A 26,131-nucleotide genomic window follows, 5' to 3' on the forward strand; every position below is an offset into this window, starting at 1 on the left:
GTCGTGCCGGCGGCGAGGTGAAGGGGAGCAGGTGAGGCGGGGGCGGGGCAGCGGGAGGGCTGGGTCAGGCGGTGGGGTCAGGCGGTGGGGACCGTCTCACCCGGCAGCGCCAGGTCCAGGTCGACCGCGCTCTCGTCGCCCGCGTGGGTCGCGGAGGAGGCGAGCGGGCCGTGGCCGGCGGCGCGGGCGGCGAGGACGTAGGCGCCCTGGGCGGGTACGGCGAGAGCGTAACTGCCGTCCTCCGCCGAGAGGGTGGCCCCGGCCTGGCGGCCGCGGCGGTCGATGAGCGTGACCTTGGCGCGGGCGACCGGTGTGCCCTCGGCGTCCAGGACCCGGCCCCGGAAGCCGCGCAGGGCCTCCTCGGCGCGCTCCAGGTTGGCGTCCTCCTCGCTGCTCGCGCGCAGTTGCAGTTCCGGCTTGGCGGCGGGGCGCTGCCTCGGCAGGAACAGGGCCATCAGCAGGCCGATCGCCACCGCGCCGGTCGCGATGAGGAAGGAGACGCGGAAGCCGTGCATGGTCGGGATCTCGACGCCGCCCACGGTGTTCGCGGTGTTGGCCAGCACCATGCCGATGACGGCGCTCGACACCGACGTACCGATGGAACGCATCAGCGTGTTCAGGCCGTTCGCCGCGCCCGTCTCGGAGGCCGGGACCGCGCCGACGATCAGGGCGGGGAGCGAGGAGTACGCGAGACCGATGCCGGCGCCGAGGACGACCGAGATGACCAGGCTCTGCCAGGCGGCGCTCATCAGGCCCAGGCCGGCGCCGTAGCCGATCGCGATGATCAGCATGCCGAGGATCAGGGTGAGCTTGGGGCCGTACTTCGCGGACAGGCGGGCGTAGACGGGGGCGGTGAGCATCATCGTCAGGCCCAGCGGGGCGACCAGCAGACCGGCGACGACCATCGACTGGCCGAGGCCGTAGCCGGTGGCCTTCGGGAGCTGCAGGAGCTGGGGGAGGACGAGGGAGACGACGTAGAACGAGACCCCGACCATGATCGACGCGAGGTTGGTGAAGAGGACGGCCGGGCGGGCCGTGGTGCGCAGGTCCACGAGGGGGGCCTTGGTGCGCAGCTCGTAGACGCCCCAGAGGAGGAGGACGACGACCGAGGCGCCGAACAGGCCGAGCGTGGTGCCGGAGGTCCAGCCCCAGTCGCTGCCCTTGGTGATCGGCAGCAGGAACAGGACCAGGCCGGTGGAGAGGCCGAGTGCGCCGAGCCCGTCGAAGGAGCCCTCGGCGCGCATGGGGGATTCCGGTACGACGAGGAGGGTGAGGACGATCGAGAGCACGCCGAGACCCGCGGCACCGTAGAAGAGGGCGTGCCAGTCGGCGTGCTGGGCGATGAGCGCGGCGAGGGGCAGCGCGAGGCCGCCGCCGACACCGATCGAGGAACTCATCAGGGCCATCGCCGAGCCGAGCTTCTCGCGGGGGAGCATGTCGCGCATCAGACCGATGCCGAGGGGGATCGCACCCATCGCGAAGCCCTGGAGGGTACGGCCGGCGATCATCAGCAGCAGGTCGCTGGTGAGCGCGCTGACCAGGGCGCCGACCACCATCACCGCGAGGCTCGCGATCAGCATCCGGCGCTTGCCGTACAGGTCACCGAGGCGGCCCATGATCGGGGTGGCGACGGCGCCCGAGAGGAGGGTCGAGGTCAGGACCCAGGTGGCGTTGCTGGGGGCGGTGTCGAGGAGCTGCGGGAGGTCCTTGATGACCGGGACGAGCAGGGTCTGCATCACCGCGACGACGATGCCCGCGAAGGCGAGCACCGGGACGAGGGCGGCGCTCGCTGTGCGGTGGGGCTGGTCGGTCGGCGTGTGTCTCATGTGTGTCGGCAACCAGGTGTACTGGGGCAACTATTCCGATGCTTCGGGCAGCTAACGAATTCTTTGTCTTCTCTTGACGGAAGGGGGCCTGGGACCGGGGTCCGGTCGTCCGGGGCTCCGGGTGTAGGCCGAAATCCCGATGCCAGGAGTGTCGGGGGGTTGGGAGCATGACAGGCATGCTCAGAGCCGAGGAAGTCAGCCGCGTCCCCCGTCCTCGTACCGCGCCGCCCGCCTGGGTGCTCGTGGCGCTCGCCTGTGCCGGTCAGTTCCTCGTCGTGCTCGACGTTTCCGTCGTCAACGTGGCACTGCCCTCGATGCGGGCCGACCTCGGGCTGAGCGAGCAGGGCCTCCAGTGGGTGGTGAACGCGTACGCGATCGCCTTCGCCGGGTTCATGCTGCTCGGCGGACGGGCCGGTGACCTGTACGGCCGCAAGCGGATGTTCCTGGTCGGGCTCGGTCTGTTCACGCTGGCCTCACTGGGCGGCGGGCTCGCCCAGGAGAGCTGGCAGCTGCTCCTCGCACGGGCCGTGCAGGGACTGGGGGCGGCGGTGCTGGCGCCCTCGACGCTCACGATCGTCACGTCCGCCGTGCCCGAGGGGGCCGCACGCGCGCGTGCCATAGCCACCTGGACGGCGGTCGGCGCGGGCGGCGGCGCGGCGGGCGGGTTCGTCGGCGGGGTGCTGGTGGACCTGTGGTCGTGGCGCTGGACACTGCTGATCAACGTCCCGGTCGGCGCGGCCGTGCTCCTCGGCGCCCTGTGGTGGCTGACCGAGAGCCGTGCCGGGGACGGCCGGCGGCTCGACGTACCGGGCGCGGTCCTGGTGACCGCCGGGCTGGCGACGCTCGCGTACGGCATCTCGCAGACGGAGGCCGAGGGGTGGACGTCGGCGGCGACCGTGGTGCCGCTCGTGGCCGGGGCGGCGCTGATCGGGATGTTCCTGCTCGTCGAGGCGCGTACGACGGCTCCGCTGATGCCGCTCGGGCTGCTGCGGCTGCGGTCCGTGGCCTCGGCGAACACGGCGATGTTCCTGTCCGGCGCGGCGATGTTCTGCATGTGGTTCTTCATGACGCTCTACGCCCAGAACGTGCTCGGCTACACGCCGGTCCAGGCCGGTCTCGCCCTGGTGCCGAGCTCGCTGGCGATCGTGCTCGGTTCCAAGCTGGCGCCACGGCTCATGCGGGTGCTCGGCGAGCGGAAGGTGGCGGTGCTGGGGACCGTCGTGGCGGTGACCGGGTTCGCCTGGCAGTCGACGATGCGGGTGGACGGATCGTACGTGGTGGCCATCATGTGCCCCGGGATTCTGATGATGCTGGGGGCGGGACTGGCGACGACACCACTGGCCGCGCTCGCCATATCGGGGGCCGCGCCGGGAGAGGCCGGGCTGGTGTCGGGGCTGGTCAACACCTCGCGGACCATGGGGGGTTCGCTGGGGCTCGCGGTGATGTCCACGCTGGCGGCGGCCCGGACGGGGGACGACGCCGGGCCGGGGGCGCTGACCGAGGGGTACGCGCTGGTGTTCCGGGTGGGGGCCGGGGTGCTGGCGGTCGGGGCGGTGCTGATGGTGGTGTGGCTGCCGCGGAAGCGGATGGGGGCGGAAGCAGTGCCGGAGGTGTGAGGCGGGAAGCGAATGGTGGACCGGGCGGATGTGCCCCAAGGGGAGCGGAAAACCGGTTGGGCTGTGGCGAGGGGTGTCTGCGAGGCGGTTGAAAAGATCTCCGCGGAGGGAGGCAACGGTCCGGACGGCCCATGGACTCCTTCAGACATCTAGGAGGTGCCCATGGGGGATCGCAAGGAGGCTCGGGACGAGGAGTTCCAGAGCTTCGTCATCGGCCGCTGGCCGCGGCTGCTGCGGACGGCATTTCTCCTCACGGGGGAGCAGCACGCCGCGGAGGACCTGGTCCAGTCGACGCTGGAGCGGGTCTATGTGGCCTGGCGCAGAGTCGGCTCGGCCGACGACCCGGAGGCGTATGTACGGCGCGTGATGATCAACGCGCATGCGCGGAAACACCGCAGACGGCTCAGGGAGTTCCTGGCGCCCAAGGACGACTCGGGCCTGGCGCGCGAGGTCGCCGACACCGGTGACCGCATCGCCCAGGCCGAGGACCGCAACGCCCTGCTGAAGGCGCTGGCCCAACTGCCGCCGCGCCAGCGTGAGGCGGTCGTCCTGCGCTACTGGGAGGACCTGACCGAGACCCAGACCGCCGAGGCGATGGGCTGTTCCGTCGGCTCGGTGAAGAGCAACGCGGCCAAGGGGATCGCGAAACTCCGCGCCATACCGGGGCTGGTCGACATGGTTGCGCAGTCGGCGCAGTCGGCGCAGTCGGCGCAGTCGGCGGGGGCGGCGCAGGCAGGACAGCTGACGCAGGCAGGGCGGCCGACGCAGGCGACGCGCGTGGCGCAGGGAGGGCGGAAGTGATGAGCGCGGACCGGGAGACGAACCACGACATGGCGAACCGAGACATCTCCGTCCTGCTGGCCGCCGCCACGGACGAGGTGGAGATCGGTACAGCCCCCTACCAGGAGGTCGTCCGAGGCGGCCGCCGCCGCAGGACCCGCCGCTGGGCCGTCGCCGCGGCCACGGCACTGGTGCTCGCCGGCTCCTCGGCGACGCTCGCGGTGGCCGGACTGCCGGGCGGCGGCGAGACGGTGGCACCGGCGGCGACCCAGTCGGCGACACCGACCGCCGACCTCTTCGCACCGGCCCGGACGACCCTCGCGACCGGCGAGGAGAACGGCAAGGAGTGGAGGGTCGTCATCGACGTCTGGGATGCCCCGAGGAACGAGGTCCAGGCCGCGGGTCAGTTCGAGGCGATGGGCGAGTACGGCGATGTCCCGTCGGGCGTGACCGAGGCCGCCGAACTGATCGGCAAGAGCACGTACCAAGTGCGCTACAGCGACGGGTCCGAGGGCACGATGGTGTTCGGCGATGACTTCATGAAGGGCGACGACGCCTCGGGCACGGACATCCAGGCCGCGGCGATCCCCACCGAGATCTCCTCCAAGGGCGACCCCTCCGCCCCCGCTTCCACGGGCCCGGAGCGCCTGGTCATCGGCCAGGTGAGCAAATACGCCCAGCAGGTCACCTGCACCTGGAAGGACGGCACGATGACCCGGGTGGACCGCGCCCCGTCGAACGCGGAGATCAGCACCGACGAACTGTCGATCCGCCCGGCGGAGGGCTCCCCGGTGGACTGGTTCGTCTGCCTGGCGCCGAAGGGTACGGCGTACAAGTCGGTGGAGGTGTCGGCGGTGGAGTAGCGGACACCGCCGGGGGTGCGGTCGTGCAGGGGCGGCGGCGCGAGGGAAAATGTGCCGCCGGGATGGCCGGCGAGGCCCCCGTACCGGCCTTCCGTCCGCGTGCTGAGGCTGTTTCGCCCCGTGCGCGGAGTCGGCCCGCAGCCGGGCTGCGGCGGCCCCGCACACCGCTGGTGAGCCAGCCTGAGCAGCTGTCACCCACCACCCCTGACCTGGTATTTCCATCCCCACGCCCCTAGGCTCGCCACCGTGGGGAAGGGGGAGCAGATCATGCACATGGACCGGAACATCCGCACTGTCGACGACGTACTACGCCTCCTCGACGGCCTGTTCGCACCGGACGCCGACCGCTGGACGGAGCAGGGTGCCTCCTGGTGGGACGGCTTCTACGCCGACCGTTCCAGACCGGTGCCGTTCTTCGTGGCGAAGCCGGACGAGAACCTGGTGTCGTACGTCGACCGAGGCCTCCTGCCGGCGGGCGGCGGCCGCGCCCTGGACCTGGGGTGCGGTCCGGGCCGCAACTCGCTGTATCTGGCGGCGCGCGGCTTCGACGTGGACGGGGTGGACCTGTCGCCGACGCCGGTGGCCTGGGCGGAGGAGAGAGCGAGGGGGACGGGAGAGGAGACGCGGGGGAGGACCCGCTTCCACTGCGGCGACGCCTTCGCCCTCGCGGGCACGGAACTGACGGGACCGTACGACCTGATCTACGACTCCGGCTGCTTCCACCACCTGCCACCGCACCGCCGCGTCACCTACCTGGGCCTCCTGGACCGACTCCTCGCTCCTGATGGCCACTTCGCCCTCACCTGCTTCGCGGCCGGCGGCATGGGCTCGGAGCTGTCCGACACGGAGTTCTACCGACGGGAGCGGCTGGAGGGCGGGCTGGCGTACACCGCCGAGTCCCTGCGGTGGATCTTCTCCGACCTGACGGAGGTGGAACTGCGACGCATGTCCGACGAGCCGGAGGGGTCGGCGTGCTTCGGGGAGGACTTCTTGTGGACGGCGCTGTTCAGGAGGAGTTAGCACACCTCGCCCAGCACCCTCCGCCGACACCGACACCGACACCGACACCGACACCGACACCGACACCGACACCGACACCGACGCCCGCCCCTGCACTCATCCCCGCGCCTACACCCACCCCCGCTGCCTGGCCTCCCGCAGAGCCTCCGTCCGGTTCCTCGTCCCCGTCTTGCCGATCGCGGAGGAGAGGTAGTTGCGGACGGTGGATTCGGAGAGGTGGAGGGTGGCGGCGATGTCCGCGACCGTCGCGCCGTCCGCCGAGGCGCTCAGGACGTCGCACTCACGGGAGGTGAGGGGGTTGGGGCCGGCGCTGAGGGCGGCCGCGGCGAGGGCGGGGTCGATCACCGTTTCGCCGGTCAGGACTCTGCGGATGGACGTGGCCAGTTCCTCGACCGGGCCGTCCTTCACCAGGAAGCCCGCGGCTCCGGCTTCCATCGCTCGGCGGAGGTAGCCGGGGCGGCCGAAGGTGGTGAGGATCAGGACCCGGCAGTCGGGAGCCTCGTCGCGGAGTTCGGCGGCGGCGTCCAGGCCGCTCTTGCCGGGGAGTTCGATGTCGAGGAGGGCGACGTCGGGGCGGTGGGTCAGGGCCGCGTCCACGATCGCGTCGCCGGTCCCCACCTGGGCCACGACCTCGATGTCCGCCTCCATCCCGAGCAGCAGGGCGAGGGCGCCCCGCATCATCCCCTGGTCCTCGGCGAGCAGAACCCTGATGGACTTGGCTGGCCGGTGGTCCCGGGGCATCTCGTTCACGGCCTCAGGGTCGCATCTGACATCGCTCAAGGGATGACTGCCGACGACGTGTTGTCCGTTCTCCGCCTGTTGCGTCTCCGCCTGTTGCGGCGGGCGGGAGATCGTTCTGCATCCGCTGGTCTTCCGGGAGGACGGCTCCGCCGCCCAGGCCTCGTTCGAGCCGCATCGGCCTTTCGCCCACCCCTCGTCCTGTTCCGTGCCCGGCACCATCCAGGACACCCCAGTCCCCTGCCTCTCCCCTGCCTCTCCGCCGAGCAGCAGGTCTGACTCCCGAGGCTCAGGCCCCCACCACCCGCGCCACGGTCCCCATCGCCCCTATCGCCCGTGCCGTCTCCGGTGCCTCCACCGTCCCCACCGCCCCCACCGGCAACTCCGCCACCACCACGAACCCGCCTCGCGGCCCGACCCCAGGCCCCGCCTCCAACCGTCCCCCCGCCGCCGCCAGCCGCTCCCTCAGCCCCGTCAACCCCGTGCCGGGCGAACCCGCAGTGTCCGAAGGTCCCCGTCCGTCGTCCATGACCCGCAACCGCACCCGTTCCGCCGCCCCCTCGACAGAGATCTCGCACCGCCCCGCCCCGCTGTGCCGTACCGCGTTGGTCACGGCCTCCCGCACCACCCAGCTCAGCAGCGTCTCCGTCTGTGCGGCGAGGGGCGGTCCGGAGTGCCGTACGACGGGTTCGATGCCCGCGGCTTCCAGTGCCGAGCGGGCCCGGTCCAGCTCGGTGGCGAGGCTGCCGTCGCGATAGCCCGTCACCGCCTCGCGGATCTCCGTCAGCGCCTGGCGGCCGACGGACTCGATGTCGGTGATCTGGGCGAGCGCCGCGTCCATGTCGCGCGAGGCCAGCCGCCTCGCGGCCTCCGACTTCACCACGATCACCGAGAGGGTGTGGCCGAGGAGGTCGTGCAGGTCGCGGGAGAAGCGCAGGCGCTCCTTCTCCACCGCGCGCCGGGCCAGTTCCTCGCGGGCGGCGCGCAGTTCTCGTACCGCCTCGGAGAGGGAGAGGATCGCGGCGGTCACCATGGTCGACAGGAAGGTGGCGTACGCGATGTTCACCGCGTCCCAGCCCTCCTGGACCGCGGAGACGGCCACCGCGAGGGCCGTCACGGCGAGGCCGACCCGGCCGAGCCAGGGGCCGCGGGTGATCGCGCCGGTGGCGAGTCCCAGCAGGGGGAAGAAGTACAGCCAGCTGCCGCCGTAGCCGAGGGCGAGGGCGCAGGTGACCGCGCCCAGCAGGATCAGCGCCGCCCGGGTCGAGCGAGCCTCCCGGGTCTCCTTCCGGAACGCCCTGAACACCACATAGATGTAAAGGGAGTTGAAGGCGAGCAGTCCCAGTCCGCCGAGCAGCGGCTGGGGTGTGCCGGCCTGGAAGAGGTTGGAGAACGCGCCCATCCCCAGCAGCAGCCAGGGGAGGAGGGAGAAGCCGGTGGGCGGCGGGCCCGGGTTCTCGGCCCGCTTCCCGGTGCGCCGGGCGGCCCGCTGGTCGTCCTTGAACCGCTCCATGTCCTCCTTCCAGTCCGCCCGCGCCGCCTGCCACGCGTCCATGCGGCACGACGCCCTCCGCGCCCAGGTCCTCTTGTCGCTCTCCTCTGTCGTCATGGCTCCACGCTACGAACCCCGCCACCTGCGCGGCAGGGGCGCATGTACGGAATCCGGCAGTACAAATGTCCTGGCCCCGGAGCGGACCGGTGTTTCTGACATGCCGTCAGCAGTCTTCACAACTATCGGGAGCTGGGCTATACAGGGGTCGCCGTACTGGAACGCGTTCTAGAAGAGCCCCACCCCGAGCCCCACCCCGAGCATCACCCCGAACGCCTCCGGCCCGGCCCCGTGAACGACCTCGGTGCGGCCGACGGTGCGGACGGCCGTACCGAGGTCTCCGATCCGGAGCGAGCCCTCAGGAGCCCCATGCCCATCGACGCCGCCAAGGCCGTTGCCGCCGAGCCCAGGACGGGCGAGATCACCTGGAACTCCAAGGACGTGCAGCTCTACCACCTCGGCGTCGGCGCCGGAATCCCCGCCACCGACCCCGACGAGCTGCGCTACACCCTGGAGTCCCGCCTCCACGTCCTGCCGAGCTTCGCCACCGTCGCGGGCAACGGCTCACCCGGCGTGATCAGCGGTCTGTCCATGCCCGGCATCGAGGTGGACCTCGCCAAGGTCCTGCACGGCGGCCAGTCGCTCACCCTGCACCGCCCCATCCCCGTCGAGGGCGCGGCGACCGCCACCGGCCGGATCGCCGCCGTCTACGACAAGGGCAAGGCGGCCGTCCTCGTCATGCGCACCGAAGTCGCCGACGCCGAGGGCCCGTTGTGGACCAACGACGCCCAGATCTTCGTACGGGGCGAAGGCGGCTGGGGCGGCGACCGGGGGCCGTCCGCCCGGCTCGACCCGCCCTCCGGCGAGCCCGGCCGGATCGTCGAGCGGGCCGTCCGCGAGGACCAGGCCCTGCTCTACCGGCTCTCCGGCGACTGGAACCCGCTGCACGCCGACCCCGAGTTCGCCAAGGTCGCCGGGTTCGAACGGCCCATCCTGCACGGGCTGTGCACCTACGGCATCACGCTCAAGGCCGTCGTAGACACGCTGCTGGGCGGGGATGTGACACGGGTGCGGTCGTACGTCACCCGGTTCGCCGGGGTCGTGTACCCGGGGGAGACCCTGCGCATCCGGATGTGGCAGCAGCAGGACGCCGTCCGGGTCGCCGTGAGCGCCGTCGAGCGGGGCGATGTGCCGGTCCTCGCCGACACCGTCGTCGAACACACGTAATTCCACTCGCCGTTGAGGCTGTCTGAGGGGAGCCGCACCATGCGCGCAGCCGTACTGCACGAGATCGGCCAGGACAAGCTGGAGGTCCTCGACGACGTCGAGGCGGTGGGGTTCGGGCCCGGAAAGGTCAGGATCAGGGTGCGGGCCGCGGGGCTGTGCCACTCGGACCTGTCCGGGATGAGCGGCGTACTGCCGCAGCCGGCGCCCTTCGTGCCCGGTCACGAGGGCGCGGGCGAGATCCTCGAAGTCGGCGAAGGCGTCGGCCACTTGAAGGCCGGTGACCGGGTTGTCGTCTGCTGGCTGCCCGCCTGCGGTGCCTGTCCCGCCTGCAAGCGCGGCCAGACCGAACTGTGTCTGGCCGGGTTCATGAACGCCGGCACCCCCAACTTCAAGCGTCCCTCCGGCGATGTCTTCGGCATGGCCGGCACCGGCACCTTCGCCGAGGAGGTCGTCGTCGACGCCGGCTGCGCGGTGCCGATCCCCGACGACGTGCCCTTCGACATCGCCGCGCTGATCGGCTGCGGGGTCACCACCGGACTCGGCGCCGCCCTCAACACCGCCGATGTCGCGGCCGGTTCGTCCGTCGCCGTCATCGGCTGCGGCGGCGTCGGCATCTCCGCGATCCAGGGCGCCCGGCTCAAGGGCGCCGCCGAGATCGTGGCCGTCGACCCGGTGCGGACCCGCCGCGAGTCCGCCCTCAAGTTCGGTGCCACCAGGGCCGTTTCACCCGACGAGCTCGCCGACGCCAAGCAGCAGATCACCGCGGGCGAGGGCTTCGACTACGTCTTCGAGGTCGTCGGCAAGTCGGCCACCGCCCGCACGGCGTACGAGAACACCCGGCGCGGCGGCACTCTCGTCGTGGTCGGCGCGGGGGCCATGGACGACAACCTCCAGCTCAACATGTTCGAGCTGTTCTTCGACGAGAAGCGGATCCTGCCGTCCATGTACGGCGGCGGCGACGTCCTGACCTCCTACGAGCGGACCATCGCCCTGTGGCGGGCCGGCCGCGTCGACCTGGAGGGGCTCATCACCCACCGCGTCCCGCTGGCCGACATCAACGAGGCCCTGGACCAGATGCGGACCGGCACTTCGCTCCGGACCTGCATCGAGCTGTGAGAGGTCCGGGGGAACTCTGGGGGAAAGAGGGGAACTCCACGTATGTCACTGCCACTTGAGGGACTCTCCGCGATCGTCACCGGCGCCGGACGCGGACTCGGCCGGGCCGAGGCGCTCGAACTCGCCCGGCTCGGCGCGGCCGTCGTCGTCAACGACTACGGTCAGCCCGGCCGGGACGGTTCCGGTGAGGCCTCCGCGGGCCCCGCCGAGGAGGTCGCCGCCGAGATCCGCGCCACGGGCGGCAAGGCGCTCGCCCACACCGGGGACGTGTCCGACTTCCAACAGGCGCAGCAGCTCATCCAGTTGGCGGTGTCGGAGTTCGGCAAGCTCGACATCCTCGTCAACAACGCGGGCATCCTGCGCGACCGCATGGTCTTCTCCATGACCGAGCAGGAGTGGGACTCGGTGATCCGGGTCCACCTCAAGGGGCACTTCAACACCACCCGCTTCGCCGCCGCGCACTGGCGGGAGCGCTCCAAGGCGGCGGGAGGGCCGGTGTACGGGCGGATCGTGAACACCTCCTCGGAGGCGTTCCTCGCGGGCTCGGCCGGACAGCCCAACTACGCGGCGGCGAAAGGCGGAATCGTCGGCCTGACCACCTCCACGGCCCTCGCCCTCGCCAAGTACGGCGTCACCGCGAACGCCATCTGCCCCCGCGCCCGCACCCGGATGACCGAGGACGTCTTCGCGGGCCTCCAGCTCCCCGACGCCGGCCTCGACCCACTCGCCCCCGAGCATGTCGCCCCGCTCGTCGGCTACTTGGCCTCCCCGGCTGCCGCGCGCGTCAACGGCCAGCTTCTCGTCGTACACGGAGGGATGGTTGCCGTCGTCGAACGGCCGCGGGTACAGGCCAAGTTCGACAGTAAGCAGGAGACCTTCACCTACGACGAACTCGACGCCCTGCTCACCCCGCACTACGCGGCGCAGCCGGTGGGGGAGACGTTCGGAGCGGCGGAAGTACTGGGGCTCAAGCGGGAGTAGGAGACCCACGGGCATACGGAAGGGGTCCGCGTGTCAGCCGACACGCGGACCCCTTCGCCGTACCGTCAGGCAGCCTTCTCGGCTTCCTCCACCGGCTTGCGGTGGCGGCCGCGAGGGGCCGACTCACCGTCCTGTGCCGAGACCTGACCCCGGTGCCTGCCGTGGCCGGCGGACTCCTGGACATCGGTGCGCGGCGGCTGGATCGTGCTTGCGTCGCTCATCGGAAAAACTCACCCCGTCAACATGATCTTTCTAACAGCCGGGCGAGTTTAACCGGCGCACCACGGGGCGGATCCAGACGGCCACGCCAACCGGCACTAGTTCGTTACAAGACCACCCAACGGCGTTTTCCCGAGGTCCTTGACGGGCGCTTTGCCGAGTGCCTCCAACGGGGCCTTGCCCAGCGGCACGGGCCGCGCCACGACAGGCTCCGGAGGATCCGGTTCCGACGGCCCGTCCGAGCTCGACGGCCTCCCCGGCGCCGGCTCGTCGGCCGTTCCGTCCCGGACCGGATCCTCCGGGCCCGCGTCCCCCGCCCTTCCCCCGCCCCCCGGTTCCCCCGCCGGCACGGTCAACTCGGCCAGCGCGCACGGCACCTCGTCCGTGGTGTACGGCAGCCGCAGCACCCCGTCCCGCGTCCACAGCCCGGCCCCCGTCAGCCACCCCATGGGCGCCGCGAGATGGTGCACCTGCCGCTCGTCGGGCCGCCACAGCCCGACCCAGCTGCCGACCGGCCCGTCGATCCGCAACGCCACCGCGCAGCTTTCCGGCATCAGCACCTGCCCGGGCTGTATGGCGAACGGCGTCACCACGCACTCCGGCATCCTGAGGCTCTCCGGGAACCGCACCGGCAGCGTGCTCCCCAGTACGCCCCACCCGAGCCGCTCCTCACCGGGCGCGTCCGAGCGGATCAGCAGCAGCCCGCTGTCCGGGTCGGCGAGCAGCAGCCGGTCGTCACTGCCCACGGCGATCTGCAGCAGCGGCGAGACCTCGCCACCCCGCTCCAGATCCACCACGATCGTCTTGACGCACCCCCCGACCTCCCGGTCGAGCGCCAGCATCCGCCCCGTCCGGTCCAGCCACACCCCGCCCGAGCAGCGACCCGGGATCTCCGCGAGATGCTCGGGCCCGAAGGCGCCCCCCGCCACCAGCCACACCGCCGTCGAATGCCGGCCCACGGCGATGGCGTACGCCTTCTCGCCCCCCGGCGCGGGCGGCAGCAGCCGCAGCCGGGTGCCCTCCTCGGGGCATTCGACCGCCCCGAGCAGCAGCTCACCGGTGCCGGGTCCGGTCGGGTAGAGCAGCGAGAAGTTGTGCCGCCCGTCGGCGAACCGCCGGATCAGGACCCGTCCGTCGCCCATCGGGTGCACCTCGGTGCCGGGCTCCTCCGGCTGGTTGCCGGGCAACGGCACCGCATACGGCTCGGGGCCGTCCAGTGTCCAGCGCTCCGGGAACCAGGAGTCGCCGTCACGCGTGAGGCGGGCGGCGTAAGCGCCGTCCGCGGTGATCGTGCAGCCAGCCTGCGGCGTACCGTCCTCGTCCGCCGCCGTGGGCTCGATCGCACAGGCCGTCATCGTTCGGTCACCTCCGGCCACGAAGCTAGTTTTCGCACGCACAGACGGGGGACCGGCCGCCTACCACTTCACACAAAGGGGTGGCCCAGGAACGATTCGCCTGAGGAAACCGGGGCGATTGTGCTGTACGGGGCGAGCGGCGCCCGCACCGGTACAACGGCACAGAACAGCCAGGTAGCCTTTTCCCGTGTCCCCTGTGTCTGTGCCCCGTCTGTCCGAAGTGATCGCCGCGCTGGAGAACCTGTGGCCCGCCGAGCGTGCCGAGTCCTGGGACGCGGTCGGCACCGTCGTGGGCGACCCCGACCAGGAGGTCACGCGGGTCCTGTTCGCCGTCGACCCGGTCCAGGAGATCGTCGACGAGGCGGTGAAGCTGGGCGCCGACCTGCTGGTCACCCACCACCCCCTCTATCTGCGCGGCACGACGACGGTCGCGGCGACCCACTTCAAGGGCCGCGTCGTCCACACCCTCATCAAGAACGACATCGCGCTGCACGTGGCCCACACCAACGCGGACACGGCGGACCCGGGCGTGAGCGACGCGCTGGCGGGCGCGCTGGACCTGCGGGTCGTACGGCCGCTGGTGCCGGACGCGACGGACCCGTCAGGCCGCCGGGGCCTCGGCCGCATCTGCGAGCTGGACCACCCCCTGCCGCTCCGTGAACTCGCCCGTAAGGCCGCCGAACGCCTCCCCGCCACCGCGCAGGGCATCCGCGTGGCAGGCGACCCCGAATCGGTCATCCGCACGATCGCCGTCAGCGGCGGCTCCGGCGACAGCCTCTTCGACGTCGTACGAGCCGCGGGCGTCGACGCCTTCCTGACCGCGGACCTCCGCCACCACCCGGCCTCCGAGGCCGTGGCCCACAGTCCTCTCGCGCTGCTCGACGCGGCGCACTGGGCCACCGAGTGGCCCTGGTGCGAGCTGGCCGCCACCCAGCTCGACGAGATCTCCGACCGTCACGGATGGGGCCTGCGCGTCCACGTGTCCAAGACGGTCACCGACCCCTGGACCGCCCACGCGGCGTCCAGCACCTCTGACTCACTGGGAGCCCCCAACTGAACGCCGCGCCCGCCGACCAGATCCGTCTTCTCGACGTCCAGGCCCTCGACGTACGCCTCCAGCAGCTCGCCCACAAGCGGAAGTCGCTGCCCGAGCACGCCGAGATCGAGGCGCTGACCAAGGACCACGTCCAGCTGCGCGACCTGCTCGTGGCCGCGCAGACCGAGGAGAGCGACACCGCCCGCGAGCAGACCAAGGCCGAGCAGGACGTCGACCAGGTCCGCCAGCGCGCCGCCCGCGACCAGCAGCGCCTGGACTCCGGCGCGGTCACGTCCCCCAAGGACCTGGAGAACCTCCAGCGCGAGATCACCTCCCTCGCCAAGCGCCAGGGCGACCTGGAGGACATCGTCCTGGAGGTCATGGAGCGCCGTGAGTCCGCCCAGGAGCGGGTCGCCGAGCTGACCGAGCGGGTCGGTGCGGTCCAGGGCAAGATTGACGACGCCACCGCCCGCCGTGAGGCCGCCTTCGAGGGCATCGACGGCGAGGTCGCCACGGTCACCAAGGAGCGCGAGGTCATCGCGGGCACCATCCCCGCGGACCTCCTCAAGCTCTACGACAAGCTCCGCGAGCAGCAGGGCGGCATCGGCGCGGCGAAGCTGTACCAGCGCACCTGCCAGGGCTGCCGCCAGGAACTCGCCATCACCGACATCAACGAGATCCGCGCGGCGGCGCCGGACACGGTGGTGCGGTGCGAGAACTGCCGCCGCATCCTGGTGCGTACGGCGGAGTCGGGTCTGTAGGGAATCCGGGTCGGACAAGGGTCTGAGACTGTCGGGCAAGGGTCTGAGGCTGTCGGACAAGGGTCTGAGGCTGGGGCCAGGTAAGGGGCGCTGCACGTGCGGGAGTTCATCGTCGAGGCCGACGGCGGGTCCCGGGGCAACCCCGGACCCGCGGGCTACGGCTCCGTGGTCATCGACGCGGCCACCGGCGAGACGCTGGCGGAACGGGCCGAGTACATCGGCGTCGCGACGAACAACGTCGCCGAGTACCGGGGGCTGGTCGCCGGCCTGCGCGCGGCGCACGAACTCGACCCCACCGCGTCCATCCACGTCCGCATGGACTCCAAGCTCGTCGTCGAGCAGATGTCCGGCCGCTGGAAGATCAAGCACCCGGACATGAAGCCGCTGGCCATGGAGGCGGGCCGGGTGTTCCCGGCGGACCGCGTCACCTACGAGTGGATTCCGCGGGAGAGGAACAAGCACGCGGATCGCCTGGCCAACGAGGCGATGGACGCGGGCAAGCGGGGCGAGCAGTGGTCGGCCTCGGCTTCCACGGCGGAGCTGGACGTGAAGGCCGCGACGCCTGAGCCGTCCGGCCCGCCGGGGGACGCGGTCGCGGGGGTGGCGCGGGCGCGGGCGGCCTTGGCTTCGGCTTCCGTCGCCTCTGCGGCGGGGTCCTCCGCTGGCGCTGTTGCGTCCACTTCCGCCGCCTCCACCTCCACCTCCGCGTCCTCGGCCTCCTTTTCCCCGGGATCGGGGGGCGGAGCCGCCAAGGCCGAGGCTGATGTGCGAGCTGCGAAGGCTGTTGCGACTCCGGGTTGGGCACCTGCCGACATGGGTGCGCCCGCGACCTTTGTGCTGCTGCGGCACGGGGAGACTCCGCTGACGCCTCAGAAGCGGTTCTCGGGGAGTGGGGGGACGGATCCCTCGCTGTCCGACGTGGGGCGGGAGCAGGCCGAGCGGGTGGCGGCCGCGCTTGCCCGGCGGGGCACGATCCAGGAGATTCTCGCGTCCCCGCTCGCCCGTACCCGGGAGACCGCCGGCGCCGTCGCCGAGCGGCTCGGGCTTGAGGTGACCGTCGAGGACGGGCTTCGGGAGACCGACTTCGGGGCGTGGGAGGGGCTCACGTTCGCCGAGGTGCGGGAGCGGTACCCGCAGGACCTGAACAGGTGGCTGTCCGACCCCGACGCCGAACCCACCGGCGGTGGCGAGAGCTTCACGGCGACCGCGACCCGTATCGCCGCCACGAGGGACAAGCTGATCGCCGCCTACGCGGGGCGCACGGTCCTGCTCGTCACTCACGTCACGCCGATCAAGACGTTCGTACGGCTCGCGCTCGGCGCCCCGCCGGAGTCCCTGTTCAAGATGGAACTGTCGGCCGCGTCCCTGTCCGCCGTGGCGTACTACGCGGACGGCAACGCGAGCGTACGGCTCTTCAACGACACGTCCCACCTGCGGGCCTGAGCGCGGACGCGGCCCGGGCCAGTTCCTCGACCCGCCCCCAGTCCCGGGCCGCCACCGCGTCCGCCGGCAGCATCCAGGTCCCGCCCACGCAACCGACGTTGGGCAAGGACAGGTACTCCGGAGCGTTCGCGAGCCCGATACCCCCCGTCGGACAGAACCGCGCCTGCGGCAACGGCCCCGCCAGCGACTTCAGATACGCCGTCCCGCCCGCCGCCTGAGCCGGGAAGAACTTCATCTCCCGCACCCCGCGCTCCAGCAGCGCCACGACCTCCGACGCCGTGGACACCCCCGGCAGGAACGGCACCCCGGACGCCCGCATCGCCTCCAGCAGTACGTCCGTCCAGCCCGGGCTCACGAGAAAACGGGCCCCGGCACACACGGACTCCGTCACCTGCTCCGGCGTGATCACCGTCCCCGCCCCGACCACCGCCTCCGGCACCCCGTCCGCGATCGCCCGTATCGCCTCCAGCGCCACCGGCGTCCGCAACGTCACCTCGATCGCCGGCAGCCCGCCGTCCACCAGCGCCCGCGCGAGCGGTACGGCATCGGCGGCGTCCTCGATGACGACGACGGGCACGACGGGGGCGAGATCCAGCACGTTCATGACGTCATCGTGCCGATGAGGAGCGTTGGCTGCAACGCCCGTTGCGAATGCTGCAATGCATGCTGGGGTGTGGGCTGAGGTGCGGGCTCAGTGGATCTCGTCCACCAGCACATCCAGCGACCACGCCTTCCCGGCCCCCTTCGGAGGCTCCACCTCCACCACGTACCCGAGGTCCCTGAGCGCCTCCACCAGCTCGGCAGGGCCCTTCGGCGCCACCCCGGCCGACAGCAGCGACCGTACGATCCGCCCCTTCGTCGCCTTGTTGAAGTGGCTGACCACCTTCCGCGTCGGCGCGTGCAGCACCCGCACGCTCGCCGTCCGACCGGCCACCTCACCCTTCGGCTTCCAGGCTGCCGCGTACGCCGAGGACCGCAGGTCCAGCACCAGCCCGTTCCCCGCGGCCTCGGGCAGCGCCGCCGCCATCGGCGTACGCCAATGCGCGCCGAGCGCTCCGAGGCCGGGCAGCTTCACACCCATGGAGCACCGGTACGAGGGGATCTTGTCGGCGACCCCGACGGCCCCCCACAACCCGGAGAAGACGAGAAGCTGCCGGGCGGCCCGCCTCTTGGCGGCGGCGTCCAACGTGGCGAGCTCCAGAGCGTCGTACAACACCCCCGTGTAGACCTCCCCGGCCGGCCGCGCCCCCGCCGTCCGCAGCTCGACGTTCTTCGCGACCTCGCCCCGCAGCCCTTCACTCAGCCCGAGCACCTCGCGCGCCTTCTCCTCGTCGCCGGCGCACAGCTCGACCAGCTCGTCGAGTACGGCCTCACGCGCGGCCGTCAGCCCCGGCAGCGACAGCGACTCCAGCTTCAGCGGGGCGCCACGACCGGAGGAGGCCTTGCCTTCGGACGGCGGCAGCAGGACAAGCACGGGCGTATCTCCTTCTCTAGAGCTCTGCGACAGGGTACGGCGTGCTCCTTGGACTTCCCGGCCCTACGCTCGCTGTATGCCCCGCCGCCACATCCGCGTGACCGGCGCCCCCGAAGCCCCCCTCCGGGCCGCCCTCACCGCCCTGCGCACCGAACTGGACGTCCCGGAGACGTACCCGCCTCAGGCCGCTGCCGAGGCCGAGCGGCCTCCCGCCCTGCCGTCGTACGACGCCACCGACATCCCCCTGTTCACGATCGATCCGCCCACCTCCACCGACCTCGACCAGGCGATGCACCTTTCCCGCCACGGCACCGGCTACCGCGTCCGGTACGCCATCGCCGACGTCGCCGCCTTCGTCGTACCCGGATCGGCCCTCGACGCGGAGACCCACGGCCGCGTGATGACCCTCTACTTCCCGGACGAGAAGGTTCCCCTGCACCCGGCCGCCCTCAGCGAGGGCGCCGCCAGCCTCCTCCCCGACCGGACCCGCCCCGCCGCCCTGTGGACGATCGACCTCGACGCGGAGGGCCGGACGCTCGACGTGGACGTCCGCCGAGCCCTGGTCCGCAGCCGGGCCAAGCTCGACTACGCCGGCGTACAGAAGCAGATCGACGAGAAGACCGCCGAGGAACCGCTGGCCCTGCTGGAGGTGATCGGCCGACTGCGGGAGGAACTGGAGGTGGAGCGGGGCGGCATCTCGCTCAACGTCCCCGAGCAGGAGATCGTCGAGCAGGACGGCACATACGAACTGACGTACCGCGCCCCGCTCCCCGCCGACGGCTGGAACGCCCAGATCTCCCTGTTGACGGGCATGGCGGCGGCCGACCTGATGCTCGCCCACGGCACCGGGGTCCTGCGCACCCTCCCCGCCGCCCCCGACGGCGCTGTCGGCCGCCTCCGCCGTACCGCCCACGCGCTGCACATCGACTGGCCGCACCATGTGTCGTACGCGGCGTTGGTGCGCTCGCTGGATCCGGGGATCCCGCAGCACGCGGCGTTCCTCCAGGAGTGCACGACGCTGCTCCGGGGCGCGGGCTACACGGTCTTCCGGGACGGGGCGCTGCCGGACATCACCACGCACTCCGCGGTGGCCGCCCCGTACGCCCACTGCACCGCCCCGCTCCGCCGCCTGGCCGACCGGTACGCGTCGGAGATCTGTCTGGCGGCGGTGGCGGGGGACCCCGTGCCCGACTGGGTCCTGGCCGCCTTCGAGGCCCTGCCCCGCGAAATGGCCGAGGGCGGCCGACGCGCGGGCGCGGTGGAACGGGCCTGTGTGGACATCGTCGAGGCGGCCCTGCTCAAGGATCGGGTGGGCGAGGTCTTCGACGGGTGCGTGGTGGACGTGGAGGAGCGTCAACCGACGGTCGGGGTCGTGCAGTTGGTGTCCCCGGCGGTCATCGGCCGGATCGAGGGCGGCCCGGAGCGGCTGCCGCTGGGGGAGCGGCTGCGGGTCCGCCTCACCCAGGCGGATCCGGGACTTGGTCCGTCCGGGAAAGTGCGCTTCGCGCCCGCGTGATGGCGTGCACGAGCTCGCCGGGCTCGTCGGCGTGGAAACGGACCAGGTGGACGACCTTCGGGCGCCCGAGCAAGGTGAAGTGGACGACCGGCCGGTCCAGTTCGAGGGTGACGGTGGTCCGCGTGCCCATGGCGAGGCCGAGTTCACCGTCGGCACGCTGATGGGTGACCCGCAACTCCCGCCGTACGCACGCGATGTGCTCGATCGGTATCCGCAGATCGACATGCGCGGCCCGACGGATCCGCAGCGAGTCCTCGTCCAGCACGTGCGGCCGTACGACGTTGGCGGCATGCATCCCGACGACGAGGACGACGGTGTACACGTCCAGCACGAGCACGACCCGGTGCACCACCGGTAGATCCCGAAGCAGCACGGACATCGTGACGGACTCGATCACGCACACGAACGCGAGCCCGAACATCAACGGCCCTTCCCCACGGGCGTACCCGAAGGCCCGCCCGTGCCGGACCTGATGCGTCCGCCGCCCCAGCCACAGCAACAGGCTGACGAACAGCCGCAGTTCATGCCGTACGAGGGCGGCGGCGAGGGTGGCGGTCGTCCTCATGTCTCCTCCGTCTCCTCCGTGAGGATGCGCAGCGCACGGCGGATGGCCTCCGCCTGGGCCGGGGCGAAGTCGGCGTAGAAGGCGCGAAGGAAACTGCTGCCGTGATCGAGGGGGGCGGCCTCGGGCAGCAGCTCGCGGGGCGTGCTGTCGGCGAGCCGCCGGGCGGCCCGTTCGATCCGCGGGTCGTCGGGGGAGGCGTCGACGAGCTCGTCGAGCAGCGCGTACGCCTCGTTGGCCCGGGCGACGGCGTCGGGCGATCCCAGCAGGGAGCTGACGGCCGCCAGCATCCGCTCCCGCTCCTCGGGCCCGGCGGCGGCCTCGATGAGGGCGAGCACCTCACGGTCCTTGACGGCCATGGGGGAGTGGGACAAGGGCGCCATCTCGCTGAAGAGGGAGGCGAGTTCGGGCGAGACGGGCCCTTCGCCGGGCAACTCGTCGGCATCGAGCAACGCCCGCAGCCGCACCCGCCGCTCCCTGATGGCGGCCTCCTGCCGGGCGAGATCCTCATCGAGCTCCTGAAGGATCTCCACGAGCTCCTTCGCCGTGTCATCGGCCAGCACATCCCGCACCTCGGCCAGCCCCAGCCCCAACTCGGTCAGCCGCCGGATGCGCGCCAGCACGACGGCGTGCCGCAGCGTGTAGTCCCGATACCCGTTGGCCAGCCGCTCCGGCTCCGGCAGCAGCCCCTGGTGGTGGTAGTGCCGCACGGTCCGCGTGGTGACGCCGACGGCGGCGGCGAGTTCTCCGATCCGCATGGGATCAGTAGAGACGTTGACGTCGCGGCAGGGTCAAGGGGCGGCGGTGGGGACGCGTAACTCCCTTGACGGCTAACGCTGTTAGCCGTACCGTCATGAGCACGGAGAAGGCTAACGCTGTTAGCCCGTGAACTCCGCCCGCTGGATCACGGCGAACGACCGAACACCCAACAACATGCGATGGGCCCGACAGCCAGTCTTCGACGAGCCCGCGACCGGAGGCAGTCATGAGCACCGTCACCGTCCCTGACGCCGACGCCGACGCCGACGCCGACGCCGACGCCGACGCCAACACCGACGGTCCCACCACCCACGGCTCGGCCCTCTCCCCCGTCCGCCGTACCGCCTGGCTCGCGAACGCCCTGTTCTGGTCCGCCTTCGCCGTCCTGGAGGCCGTCAACCACGGCTGGCTCGCCGGCACCCTGGCGCTCGCCTTCTTCGTCCTGCCGGACCTGACCTTCCTGGTGGCCCTCGGTGACGCGCCCCGGATGGCGAAGGGCCAGCTGCCGCCGCGCGCGGTGCCGTACTACAACGCGGCACACCGCGCCCTGATCCCGCTGGCACTGCTGGTGGCCTACTCGTTCCAGCCCTTCCTCGACTGGCCCGCCCTCTTCGCGGGCGGATGCGGCTGGCTCGCCCACATCTCGTACGACCGTGCCTTCGGCTACGGACTGCGCACGAAGGAGGGCTTCCAGCGTGGCTGACCGGCTCACCCCCCGCGCCCGCGAGATCGCGACGGCCGCCCGGGTCCTCCTGGAGGAGTCCGGGCCCGCCGCGCTCACCCTGCGGGCCCTCGCCGAGCGCCTCGGCATCAAGGCGCCCTCCCTCTACAAGCACTTCCCCGACAAGCACGCCGTGGAGGTGGAGCTGATTGCGCAGCTGTTCGAGGAGTCGGCGCAGACCATGGAAGCGGCGGAGGAACGCGAGCCCGGCTCACTCCCGGCCCTGGCGGAGGCGTACCGCGCGTACGCTCTCGACCACCCCCACCTCTACTGCCTCGCCACCGAACGCCCCCTGCCTCGCGCCGACCTGCCCGCCGGCCTGGAGGACCGGGCCGCGATGCCCCTGGTACGGGCGTGCGGCGGCGACATCGACCTGGCCCGCTCGGTGTGGGCCTTCGCGCACGGGATGGTGATCCTGGAGATCCACGGCCGGTTTCCGGACGACGCCGACCTGGGGGCGGCATGGAAGAGGGGCCTGAAGGCGTTCCACCCCTGACGGAACGGAACCGTCAACGGGAACGGGGGCGGACGTCGGATGGGTGGAGCGGGTGAGCAGGCTCTGTGGACCCGGGCGAGGCTGGGCCGCTGCGGCCCCCGCCTGGACCTCCTCACGGCCCGCTTCGACAAGCACGTCTACGCGCCCCACGCCCACGACGAGTTCACGGTCGGCGTCTGCGTGGGCGGCTCGGAGATCATCGACTACAGGGGCGGGCACATCCGCACCGGCCCGGGCAGCATCGTCGTCCTGGCACCGGGGGAGGTGCACACGGGAGGCCCGGGAAACGCGACGGGCGGTTACGCGTACCGGGCCCTGTACGCGGAGACGTCCCTGCTGGCCGACGGCACACTCGACTTCCCGCACTTCCGTGAGCCCCTGATAGACGACCCGGAGCTCGCCACGGCCCTCCGCCTGACCCACACGGAACTCAGCGCCTGCCCCGACCCGCTGGAGGCGGAGTCCCGACTGCCATGGCTGCTGACGGCACTGGCCTGCCGCCACTCGACGGCACGGGCGACGGACGATGCGGTGCCGGGCGGCGACGGCATCGCGCTGCTAGTACGTGACCGCCTGGCGGACGAACTGACGGCCCCTCCGTCCCTGGCGACGCTGGCCGAGGACGTAGGCCTCTCCCGCTACCAACTCCTCCGGGCCTTCCGCACGACGATGGGCCTGCCCCCGTACGCCTGGCTGGCCCAATACCGAGTCCACCGAGCCCGGACCCTGCTGGAATCGGGCCTGCGCCCGGCGGAGACGGCCGCAGCGGTGGGCTTCGCCGACCAGGCGCACCTCACCCGCTGGTTCCGGCGGGTGCTGGGGGTGACGCCGGCGGCGTACCGCAACAGCGTTCAAGACGGCCGCTGACGGCGCGACGAGCATGGCGGCATGACTGCACGCGGCTGGTTCCTGTTCTCCCTGATGGGAGTGGTGTGGGGCATCCCCTATCTGATGATCAAGGTGGCGGTGGAGGCTCCGCTGTCGCCGTCGTTCGTGGTGTTCACGCGGTGTGCGCTGGGGGCGCTGCTCCTGCTCCCCTTCGCGATACGCCAGGGCGGCCTGCTCCGGACGGTCCGCAGGCACTGGGCGCCGATGCTGGCCTTCGCGTGCATCGAGATCATCGGCCCGTGGTTCACGTTGACGGACGCCGAACGGCATCTGTCCAGCTCGACGGCGGGGCTGCTGATCGCCGGGGTGCCGATCGTGGGTGTGCTGCTGGCCCGCCTCTTCGGGGAGACGTTCGGGGAGACGGAGAGGCTGGGGGTGCGGCGGGTGACGGGCCTGGCGCTGGGCCTGGGAGGGGTGGGGGTCCTGACGGTGCCGCACCTGACGGGCGGGGACGCGCGCTCGCTGGGCGAGGTGCTGCTGACGGTACTGGGCTATGCGACGGCACCCCTGATCGCGGCCCGCTGGCTGAGGGACGTCCCGACCCTCCAGCTGACGGCGCCGTGCCTGGCGCTGGCGGCCCTGGTGTACGCGCTGCCGGCCGCCGTGACCTGGCCGTCCGAGACGCCGTCGACATCCGTGCTGGTGGCGCTGGTGGGCCTGGGCGTGATCTGCACGGCGCTGGCCTTCGTGGCCTTCCTGGAGCTGATCAAGGAGGTGGGACCGACCCGCGCGACGGTCTTCACCTACGTCAACCCGGCGGTGGCGGTCGCGGCGGGCGCGCTGTTCCTGGGGGAGGAGCTGACGCTGGGCATCGGGGCGGCGTTCACGCTGATCCTGGCGGGCTCGGTGCTGGCGACGGCGGCCGGTCCTGCGAACAGTGGAGGGCCGGTAACATGGTCGACACGGCAGACGAGCCGGGCGGACGGCCGCGTGGAGTCCCTTGACGGGGGGCTTCCCGAGGAACGTCCGGGCTCCACAGGGCAGGGTGGTGGCTAACGGCCACCCGGGGTGACCCGCGGGACAGTGCCACAGAAAACAGACCGCCGGGGACTTCGGTCCTCGGTAAGGGTGAAACGGTGGTGTAAGAGACCACCAGTGCTCAGGGTGACCTGGGCAGCTAGGTAAACCCCACCTGGAGCAAGGTCAAAAGGAGTGCCGTAAAAAGCACTCTGCGGGGACGTTCGAGGGCTGCCCGCCCGAGTCTCCGGGTGGACCGCACGAGGCCGGCGGCAACGTCGGTCCTAGATGGATGGCCGTCGCCGAGAGGTCCGCGAGGACCCTCGGCACAGAACCCGGCGTACAGCTCGGCTCGTCTGCTCTTGGCGCTCTGACCTGGTCTTATGGCCAGGTCGGGGCTCTTTCGCGTGTTAGGGCGCCAGCGGGCTAGTCTGCGGTCTTGACCTCGCGCAGCATCGCGCGCAGTGCGTTGACGATTCCATGGGCCTGGCCGCGGGATTGCTTGTTCATGATGCTCGCGCCGTTGGCATGGCACCCGACCGTGACGGAGAACGTCTCACCGCTCGACATGGTGATACGGAAGTCCTGGCGGACGCTTACGTCGGCTGGGCTGAGGTACCTCACGGCGATGGGGCCGTCCATGCGGATGGCCTGTCCGGTCGAGGAGTTGGCGGCATGGTTCACGTTGCGGTCGTTGACCGTGGCCACGGAAGTGATGTCGGACATCATGTACTGGTAGGTCGTCTCCAGCTCCAGGGTCCCGGCCACGAAGTTGATCACGCAGTAGTAGACACTGAGATGACTTTCGGTGAGGTAGAGAACGGCCGCCTCGTAGCTGGCGAATCTCGGCTGCTTGTCCCTTCCCAGTCCGTAGTCGGTCGGCAGTGCCGGGCCGATGATGAGTTCGGGGTCGCGGATCAGTGATTCCTCAGGAATGTTGAGTTCTTTCTCCGCCTGCTTCCGCAGAGATTTCAGGTCCTCCTCGAGCCACGCGTCCATCTCGGTGTCAGTGGGTGCGCCCCCCTTGGCGGTGGTCTGCCTGTTGTAGCGGTGCACGTGTGCGACCCCGGAGGCGATGAGCCGTCCACCGAAGATCATGCCCACAGCGAAGAAGGTGAAGGCGAAGGCGACCTTCGAGAAATCCATCCCATCTTCGTCCGAGAGGATCGAGGCCGGGATGATCCATCCCAGAGCAAGCAGCACCACACCGCCGAGTACCAGGCCGGTTCCGAGTGACCTGTCGCGGTCGTCCGGCGGTGCGATGAAGTATTGGCGCACCACGTCTTGTGGTCGTCCGAAAATGTAGGGCATAGTTCCGTGTTCCTCCGTTCAGTTCTGGCGCAACAGTTTGAGATAGCGCCACACGGAACTTTCCGTCGCCACGATGTGACTCAGGATGGCGGAGATGTGTTCGCTGTCTTCCGTCAGCGTTTCGCGGGCTTTGTCGAGCAGTTGGTCCGGTGGGGGCGGAGGATAGTTGGTTTTGCTATTTGCCTCGTAGTAGTCCTCCTTGATGATCGCTGACAGGAGGAGGGCACCTTCGTGCTGTGAGCGCTGTGCGAGGGCCTGGGCCAGTTCTCGTTCGGCGCGCTCGATCACGGAGCGCTTTTGGAGCCGTATCCGCTTGTCGCCCAGCGTGGCTATCGCGAGGAGGAAGTGGGACTCTGCGGAGTTCTCCGCGTTTCGGGTGGCGTCTTCGAGCGAGGTGGCAGCCGTGGTGTAGTGCTTGTGCTTCAGGTGTTCCTGGCCTCTTTTGAAGGGGTCTTCGGCTTTGGGGGCCTCGTTGACCGTCGTGTTGAGGGTGCCCCCGGGCCCTCCCACCACATTGACCGAATGATCTCCGTGCCACGTGACATGCTGGCCCGGTTCTGCCATTTTCTCGAGCGCGCGGATTTGTGCGACCAGCTTGCTCACCTCTGCCGCAAGGGCGGCATCGTTGGCAAGCGCCTTCCGTATGGCTTTGCGCAGTGCCCCTCGGTTGTCGGGGTCCTGCGGATCCTCGATCGCGTCTGTCAATTCCTCGGGAACTTCTTCTCCCTCCTGGCGCGTACCAAAGATCTTCTGGGCCAGTCGCCGTCCCAGGCTGACGGTGCCCACAGCGGCTTCTTCCTGTACTTGTGTCAGTACTGCCGCTCCGTACGCGCCGAGCGCTGTCATCACGTACGGCATCGCGTCGTTGGCGATTCCGATAAGATTCTCGCTCATCTCCTGGGGCTCCCTGTTGATCG

The 26,131-nt window shown here is 71.0% G+C and carries 24 protein-coding genes, 1 other RNA gene and 3 pseudogenes; 17 read left to right on the forward strand and 11 right to left on the reverse strand.

The window, feature by feature from the left end:
* Nucleotides 1–77: 77 nt before the first annotated feature.
* Complete coding sequence (locus PH203_RS01530) at nucleotides 78–1,826, reverse strand: MFS transporter (RefSeq protein WP_289915162.1); 1,749 nt, start codon at nucleotides 1,824–1,826, stop codon at nucleotides 78–80.
* Between the two features lie 167 nt (nucleotides 1,827–1,993).
* On the opposite strand from PH203_RS01530, the gene PH203_RS01535 reads away from it, so the two are divergent.
* The 4 genes and pseudogenes from PH203_RS01535 to PH203_RS01550 all read left to right on the forward strand — a co-directional run bounded on the left by PH203_RS01535 (nucleotide 1,994) and on the right by PH203_RS01550 (nucleotide 6,105).
* Complete coding sequence (locus PH203_RS01535; RefSeq protein WP_289915164.1) at nucleotides 1,994–3,442, forward strand: MFS transporter; 1,449 nt, start codon at nucleotides 1,994–1,996, stop codon at nucleotides 3,440–3,442.
* Between the two features lie 162 nt (nucleotides 3,443–3,604).
* Nucleotides 3,605–4,123, forward strand: a pseudogene (locus tag PH203_RS01540) (SigE family RNA polymerase sigma factor); the annotation flags it as partial.
* Between the two features lie 119 nt (nucleotides 4,124–4,242).
* Nucleotides 4,243–5,085 (forward strand): hypothetical protein, encoded by an 843-nt coding sequence (locus PH203_RS01545; RefSeq protein ID WP_289915168.1) that lies wholly within the window; start codon nucleotides 4,243–4,245, stop codon nucleotides 5,083–5,085.
* Nucleotides 5,086–5,358: 273 nt separating this feature from the next.
* A complete protein-coding gene (locus PH203_RS01550; protein WP_289916595.1) occupies nucleotides 5,359–6,105 on the forward strand; it encodes a class I SAM-dependent methyltransferase in 747 nt (248 codons plus the stop codon).
* Between the two features lie 108 nt (nucleotides 6,106–6,213).
* On the opposite strand, the gene PH203_RS01555 is transcribed toward PH203_RS01550, so the two are convergent.
* On the reverse strand, nucleotides 6,214–6,846 hold the full coding sequence (locus tag PH203_RS01555) for a response regulator transcription factor (protein ID WP_289916596.1): 633 nt from the start codon (nucleotides 6,844–6,846) through the stop codon (nucleotides 6,214–6,216).
* A 103-nt stretch (nucleotides 6,847–6,949) separates the two neighbouring features.
* Here PH203_RS01555 and PH203_RS01560 point away from each other — a divergent pair.
* Nucleotides 6,950–7,096: pseudogene (locus tag PH203_RS01560) on the forward strand (amino acid transporter); the annotation flags it as partial.
* Between the two features lie 36 nt (nucleotides 7,097–7,132).
* Here the strand turns inward: PH203_RS01560 and PH203_RS01565 are convergent.
* Nucleotides 7,133–8,452, reverse strand: a complete 1,320-nt coding sequence (locus PH203_RS01565; protein ID WP_289915170.1) for a sensor histidine kinase — start codon at nucleotides 8,450–8,452, stop codon at nucleotides 7,133–7,135.
* A 309-nt stretch (nucleotides 8,453–8,761) separates the two neighbouring features.
* On the opposite strand from PH203_RS01565, the gene PH203_RS01570 reads away from it, so the two are divergent.
* Genes PH203_RS01570 through PH203_RS01580 form a run of 3 tightly spaced genes read left to right on the forward strand, consistent with a single transcriptional unit; the run spans nucleotide 8,762 to nucleotide 11,716 of the window.
* Nucleotides 8,762–9,619 (forward strand): MaoC/PaaZ C-terminal domain-containing protein, encoded by an 858-nt coding sequence (locus tag PH203_RS01570; RefSeq protein ID WP_289915172.1) that lies wholly within the window; start codon nucleotides 8,762–8,764, stop codon nucleotides 9,617–9,619.
* Between the two features lie 39 nt (nucleotides 9,620–9,658).
* On the forward strand, nucleotides 9,659–10,735 hold the full coding sequence (locus PH203_RS01575) for a Zn-dependent alcohol dehydrogenase (protein WP_289915173.1): 1,077 nt from the start codon (nucleotides 9,659–9,661) through the stop codon (nucleotides 10,733–10,735).
* Nucleotides 10,736–10,777: 42 nt separating this feature from the next.
* Nucleotides 10,778–11,716: a 3-oxoacyl-ACP reductase gene (locus tag PH203_RS01580; protein WP_289915176.1), complete on the forward strand. Its 939-nt coding sequence runs from the start codon at nucleotides 10,778–10,780 to the stop codon at nucleotides 11,714–11,716.
* Between the two features lie 65 nt (nucleotides 11,717–11,781).
* On the opposite strand, the gene PH203_RS01585 is transcribed toward PH203_RS01580, so the two are convergent.
* Together PH203_RS01585 and PH203_RS01590 are read right to left on the reverse strand one after the other, a co-directional pair.
* Nucleotides 11,782–11,937, reverse strand: a complete 156-nt coding sequence (locus PH203_RS01585; protein ID WP_289915178.1) for a hypothetical protein — start codon at nucleotides 11,935–11,937, stop codon at nucleotides 11,782–11,784.
* Nucleotides 11,938–12,033: 96 nt separating this feature from the next.
* A complete protein-coding gene (locus tag PH203_RS01590; RefSeq protein ID WP_289915180.1) occupies nucleotides 12,034–13,290 on the reverse strand; it encodes a hypothetical protein in 1,257 nt (418 codons plus the stop codon).
* Between the two features lie 202 nt (nucleotides 13,291–13,492).
* Between PH203_RS01590 and PH203_RS01595 the strand changes: the two genes are divergently transcribed.
* From PH203_RS01595 to PH203_RS01605, 3 genes are all read left to right on the forward strand, one after another.
* The gene (locus PH203_RS01595) at nucleotides 13,493–14,347 is read left to right on the forward strand and encodes a Nif3-like dinuclear metal center hexameric protein (protein ID WP_289916598.1); all 855 of its coding nucleotides are present in this window, start codon (nucleotides 13,493–13,495) and stop codon (nucleotides 14,345–14,347) included.
* On the forward strand, nucleotides 14,344–15,087 hold the full coding sequence (locus PH203_RS01600; RefSeq protein ID WP_354671232.1) for a C4-type zinc ribbon domain-containing protein: 744 nt from the start codon (nucleotides 14,344–14,346) through the stop codon (nucleotides 15,085–15,087). The genes PH203_RS01595 and PH203_RS01600 overlap by 4 nt, the downstream gene beginning before the upstream one ends.
* A gap of 96 nt (nucleotides 15,088–15,183) precedes the next feature.
* Nucleotides 15,184–16,530, forward strand: coding sequence for a bifunctional RNase H/acid phosphatase (locus PH203_RS01605; protein ID WP_289915183.1), 1,347 nt, complete (start codon nucleotides 15,184–15,186; stop codon nucleotides 16,528–16,530).
* On the opposite strand, the gene PH203_RS01610 is transcribed toward PH203_RS01605, so the two are convergent.
* Complete coding sequence (locus PH203_RS01610; protein WP_289915185.1) at nucleotides 16,502–17,134, reverse strand: bifunctional 4-hydroxy-2-oxoglutarate aldolase/2-dehydro-3-deoxy-phosphogluconate aldolase; 633 nt, start codon at nucleotides 17,132–17,134, stop codon at nucleotides 16,502–16,504. The genes PH203_RS01605 and PH203_RS01610 overlap by 29 nt on opposite strands.
* An 87-nt stretch (nucleotides 17,135–17,221) precedes the next feature.
* Nucleotides 17,222–18,004, reverse strand: a complete 783-nt coding sequence (gene yaaA / locus PH203_RS01615; protein WP_289915187.1) for a peroxide stress protein YaaA — start codon at nucleotides 18,002–18,004, stop codon at nucleotides 17,222–17,224.
* Nucleotides 18,005–18,080: 76 nt separating this feature from the next.
* Here yaaA and PH203_RS01620 point away from each other — a divergent pair, with 76 nt between their 5' ends.
* The gene (locus PH203_RS01620; protein WP_289915189.1) at nucleotides 18,081–19,520 is read left to right on the forward strand and encodes an RNB domain-containing ribonuclease; all 1,440 of its coding nucleotides are present in this window, start codon (nucleotides 18,081–18,083) and stop codon (nucleotides 19,518–19,520) included.
* Here the strand turns inward: PH203_RS01620 and PH203_RS01625 are convergent.
* Nucleotides 19,462–20,085: a hypothetical protein gene (locus PH203_RS01625; RefSeq protein WP_289915192.1), complete on the reverse strand. Its 624-nt coding sequence runs from the start codon at nucleotides 20,083–20,085 to the stop codon at nucleotides 19,462–19,464. The genes PH203_RS01620 and PH203_RS01625 overlap by 59 nt on opposite strands.
* Nucleotides 20,082–20,840, reverse strand: coding sequence for a MerR family transcriptional regulator (locus PH203_RS01630; protein WP_289915193.1), 759 nt, complete (start codon nucleotides 20,838–20,840; stop codon nucleotides 20,082–20,084). Before PH203_RS01630 ends, PH203_RS01625 begins: the two co-directional genes overlap by 4 nt.
* A gap of 227 nt (nucleotides 20,841–21,067) precedes the next feature.
* Here PH203_RS01630 and PH203_RS01635 point away from each other — a divergent pair, with 227 nt between their 5' ends.
* The 5 genes and pseudogenes from PH203_RS01635 to rnpB all read left to right on the forward strand — a co-directional run bounded on the left by PH203_RS01635 (nucleotide 21,068) and on the right by rnpB (nucleotide 24,262).
* A complete protein-coding gene (locus tag PH203_RS01635) occupies nucleotides 21,068–21,544 on the forward strand; it encodes a DUF4260 family protein (RefSeq protein WP_289915195.1) in 477 nt (158 codons plus the stop codon).
* Nucleotides 21,537–22,058, forward strand: a complete 522-nt coding sequence (locus tag PH203_RS01640; protein WP_289915197.1) for a TetR/AcrR family transcriptional regulator — start codon at nucleotides 21,537–21,539, stop codon at nucleotides 22,056–22,058. The genes PH203_RS01635 and PH203_RS01640 overlap by 8 nt, the downstream gene beginning before the upstream one ends.
* A 39-nt stretch (nucleotides 22,059–22,097) precedes the next feature.
* Nucleotides 22,098–22,925 carry an AraC family transcriptional regulator gene (locus tag PH203_RS01645; RefSeq protein ID WP_289915199.1) on the forward strand — a complete coding sequence of 276 codons (828 nt, stop codon included), beginning with the start codon at nucleotides 22,098–22,100 and terminating at the stop codon, nucleotides 22,923–22,925.
* 21 nt (nucleotides 22,926–22,946) lie between these two features.
* Nucleotides 22,947–23,741 (forward strand): annotated as a pseudogene (locus PH203_RS49600) (DMT family transporter); the annotation flags it as partial.
* 115 nt (nucleotides 23,742–23,856) lie between these two features.
* Nucleotides 23,857–24,262, forward strand: an RNA gene (rnpB, locus tag PH203_RS01655) — RNase P RNA component class A.
* Between the two features lie 67 nt (nucleotides 24,263–24,329).
* Here the strand turns inward: rnpB and PH203_RS01660 are convergent.
* On the reverse strand, nucleotides 24,330–25,214 hold the full coding sequence (locus PH203_RS01660; RefSeq protein ID WP_289915203.1) for a hypothetical protein: 885 nt from the start codon (nucleotides 25,212–25,214) through the stop codon (nucleotides 24,330–24,332).
* 18 nt (nucleotides 25,215–25,232) lie between these two features.
* Nucleotides 25,233–26,108, reverse strand: coding sequence for a hypothetical protein (locus tag PH203_RS01665; RefSeq protein WP_289915205.1), 876 nt, complete (start codon nucleotides 26,106–26,108; stop codon nucleotides 25,233–25,235).
* Nucleotides 26,109–26,131 lie beyond the last annotated feature (23 nt).

It is taken from the genome of Streptomyces sp. S.PB5 (genome assembly GCF_030403745.1).
Lineage (GTDB): Bacteria > Actinomycetota > Actinomycetes > Streptomycetales > Streptomycetaceae > Streptomyces.

Coding starts and splice junctions, on each gene's coding strand:
- PH203_RS01530 (WP_289915162.1), bottom strand. CDS start 1,826: ATGAGACACACGCCGACCGACCAGCCCCACCGCACAGCGAGCGCCGCC.
- PH203_RS01535 (WP_289915164.1), top strand. CDS start 1,994: ATGACAGGCATGCTCAGAGCCGAGGAAGTCAGCCGCGTCCCCCGTCCT.
- PH203_RS01545 (WP_289915168.1), top strand. CDS start 4,243: ATGAGCGCGGACCGGGAGACGAACCACGACATGGCGAACCGAGACATC.
- PH203_RS01550 (WP_289916595.1), top strand. CDS start 5,359: ATGGACCGGAACATCCGCACTGTCGACGACGTACTACGCCTCCTCGAC.
- PH203_RS01555 (WP_289916596.1), bottom strand. CDS start 6,846: ATGCCCCGGGACCACCGGCCAGCCAAGTCCATCAGGGTTCTGCTCGCC.
- PH203_RS01565 (WP_289915170.1), bottom strand. CDS start 8,452: ATGACGACAGAGGAGAGCGACAAGAGGACCTGGGCGCGGAGGGCGTCG.
- PH203_RS01570 (WP_289915172.1), top strand. CDS start 8,762: ATGCCCATCGACGCCGCCAAGGCCGTTGCCGCCGAGCCCAGGACGGGC.
- PH203_RS01575 (WP_289915173.1), top strand. CDS start 9,659: ATGCGCGCAGCCGTACTGCACGAGATCGGCCAGGACAAGCTGGAGGTC.
- PH203_RS01580 (WP_289915176.1), top strand. CDS start 10,778: ATGTCACTGCCACTTGAGGGACTCTCCGCGATCGTCACCGGCGCCGGA.
- PH203_RS01585 (WP_289915178.1), bottom strand. CDS start 11,937: ATGAGCGACGCAAGCACGATCCAGCCGCCGCGCACCGATGTCCAGGAG.
- PH203_RS01590 (WP_289915180.1), bottom strand. CDS start 13,290: ATGACGGCCTGTGCGATCGAGCCCACGGCGGCGGACGAGGACGGTACG.
- PH203_RS01610 (WP_289915185.1), bottom strand. CDS start 17,134: ATGAACGTGCTGGATCTCGCCCCCGTCGTGCCCGTCGTCGTCATCGAG.
- PH203_RS01620 (WP_289915189.1), top strand. CDS start 18,081: ATGCCCCGCCGCCACATCCGCGTGACCGGCGCCCCCGAAGCCCCCCTC.
- PH203_RS01625 (WP_289915192.1), bottom strand. CDS start 20,085: ATGAGGACGACCGCCACCCTCGCCGCCGCCCTCGTACGGCATGAACTG.
- PH203_RS01630 (WP_289915193.1), bottom strand. CDS start 20,840: ATGCGGATCGGAGAACTCGCCGCCGCCGTCGGCGTCACCACGCGGACC.
- PH203_RS01635 (WP_289915195.1), top strand. CDS start 21,068: ATGAGCACCGTCACCGTCCCTGACGCCGACGCCGACGCCGACGCCGAC.
- PH203_RS01645 (WP_289915199.1), top strand. CDS start 22,098: ATGGGTGGAGCGGGTGAGCAGGCTCTGTGGACCCGGGCGAGGCTGGGC.
- PH203_RS01660 (WP_289915203.1), bottom strand. CDS start 25,214: ATGCCCTACATTTTCGGACGACCACAAGACGTGGTGCGCCAATACTTC.
- PH203_RS01665 (WP_289915205.1), bottom strand. CDS start 26,108: ATGAGCGAGAATCTTATCGGAATCGCCAACGACGCGATGCCGTACGTG.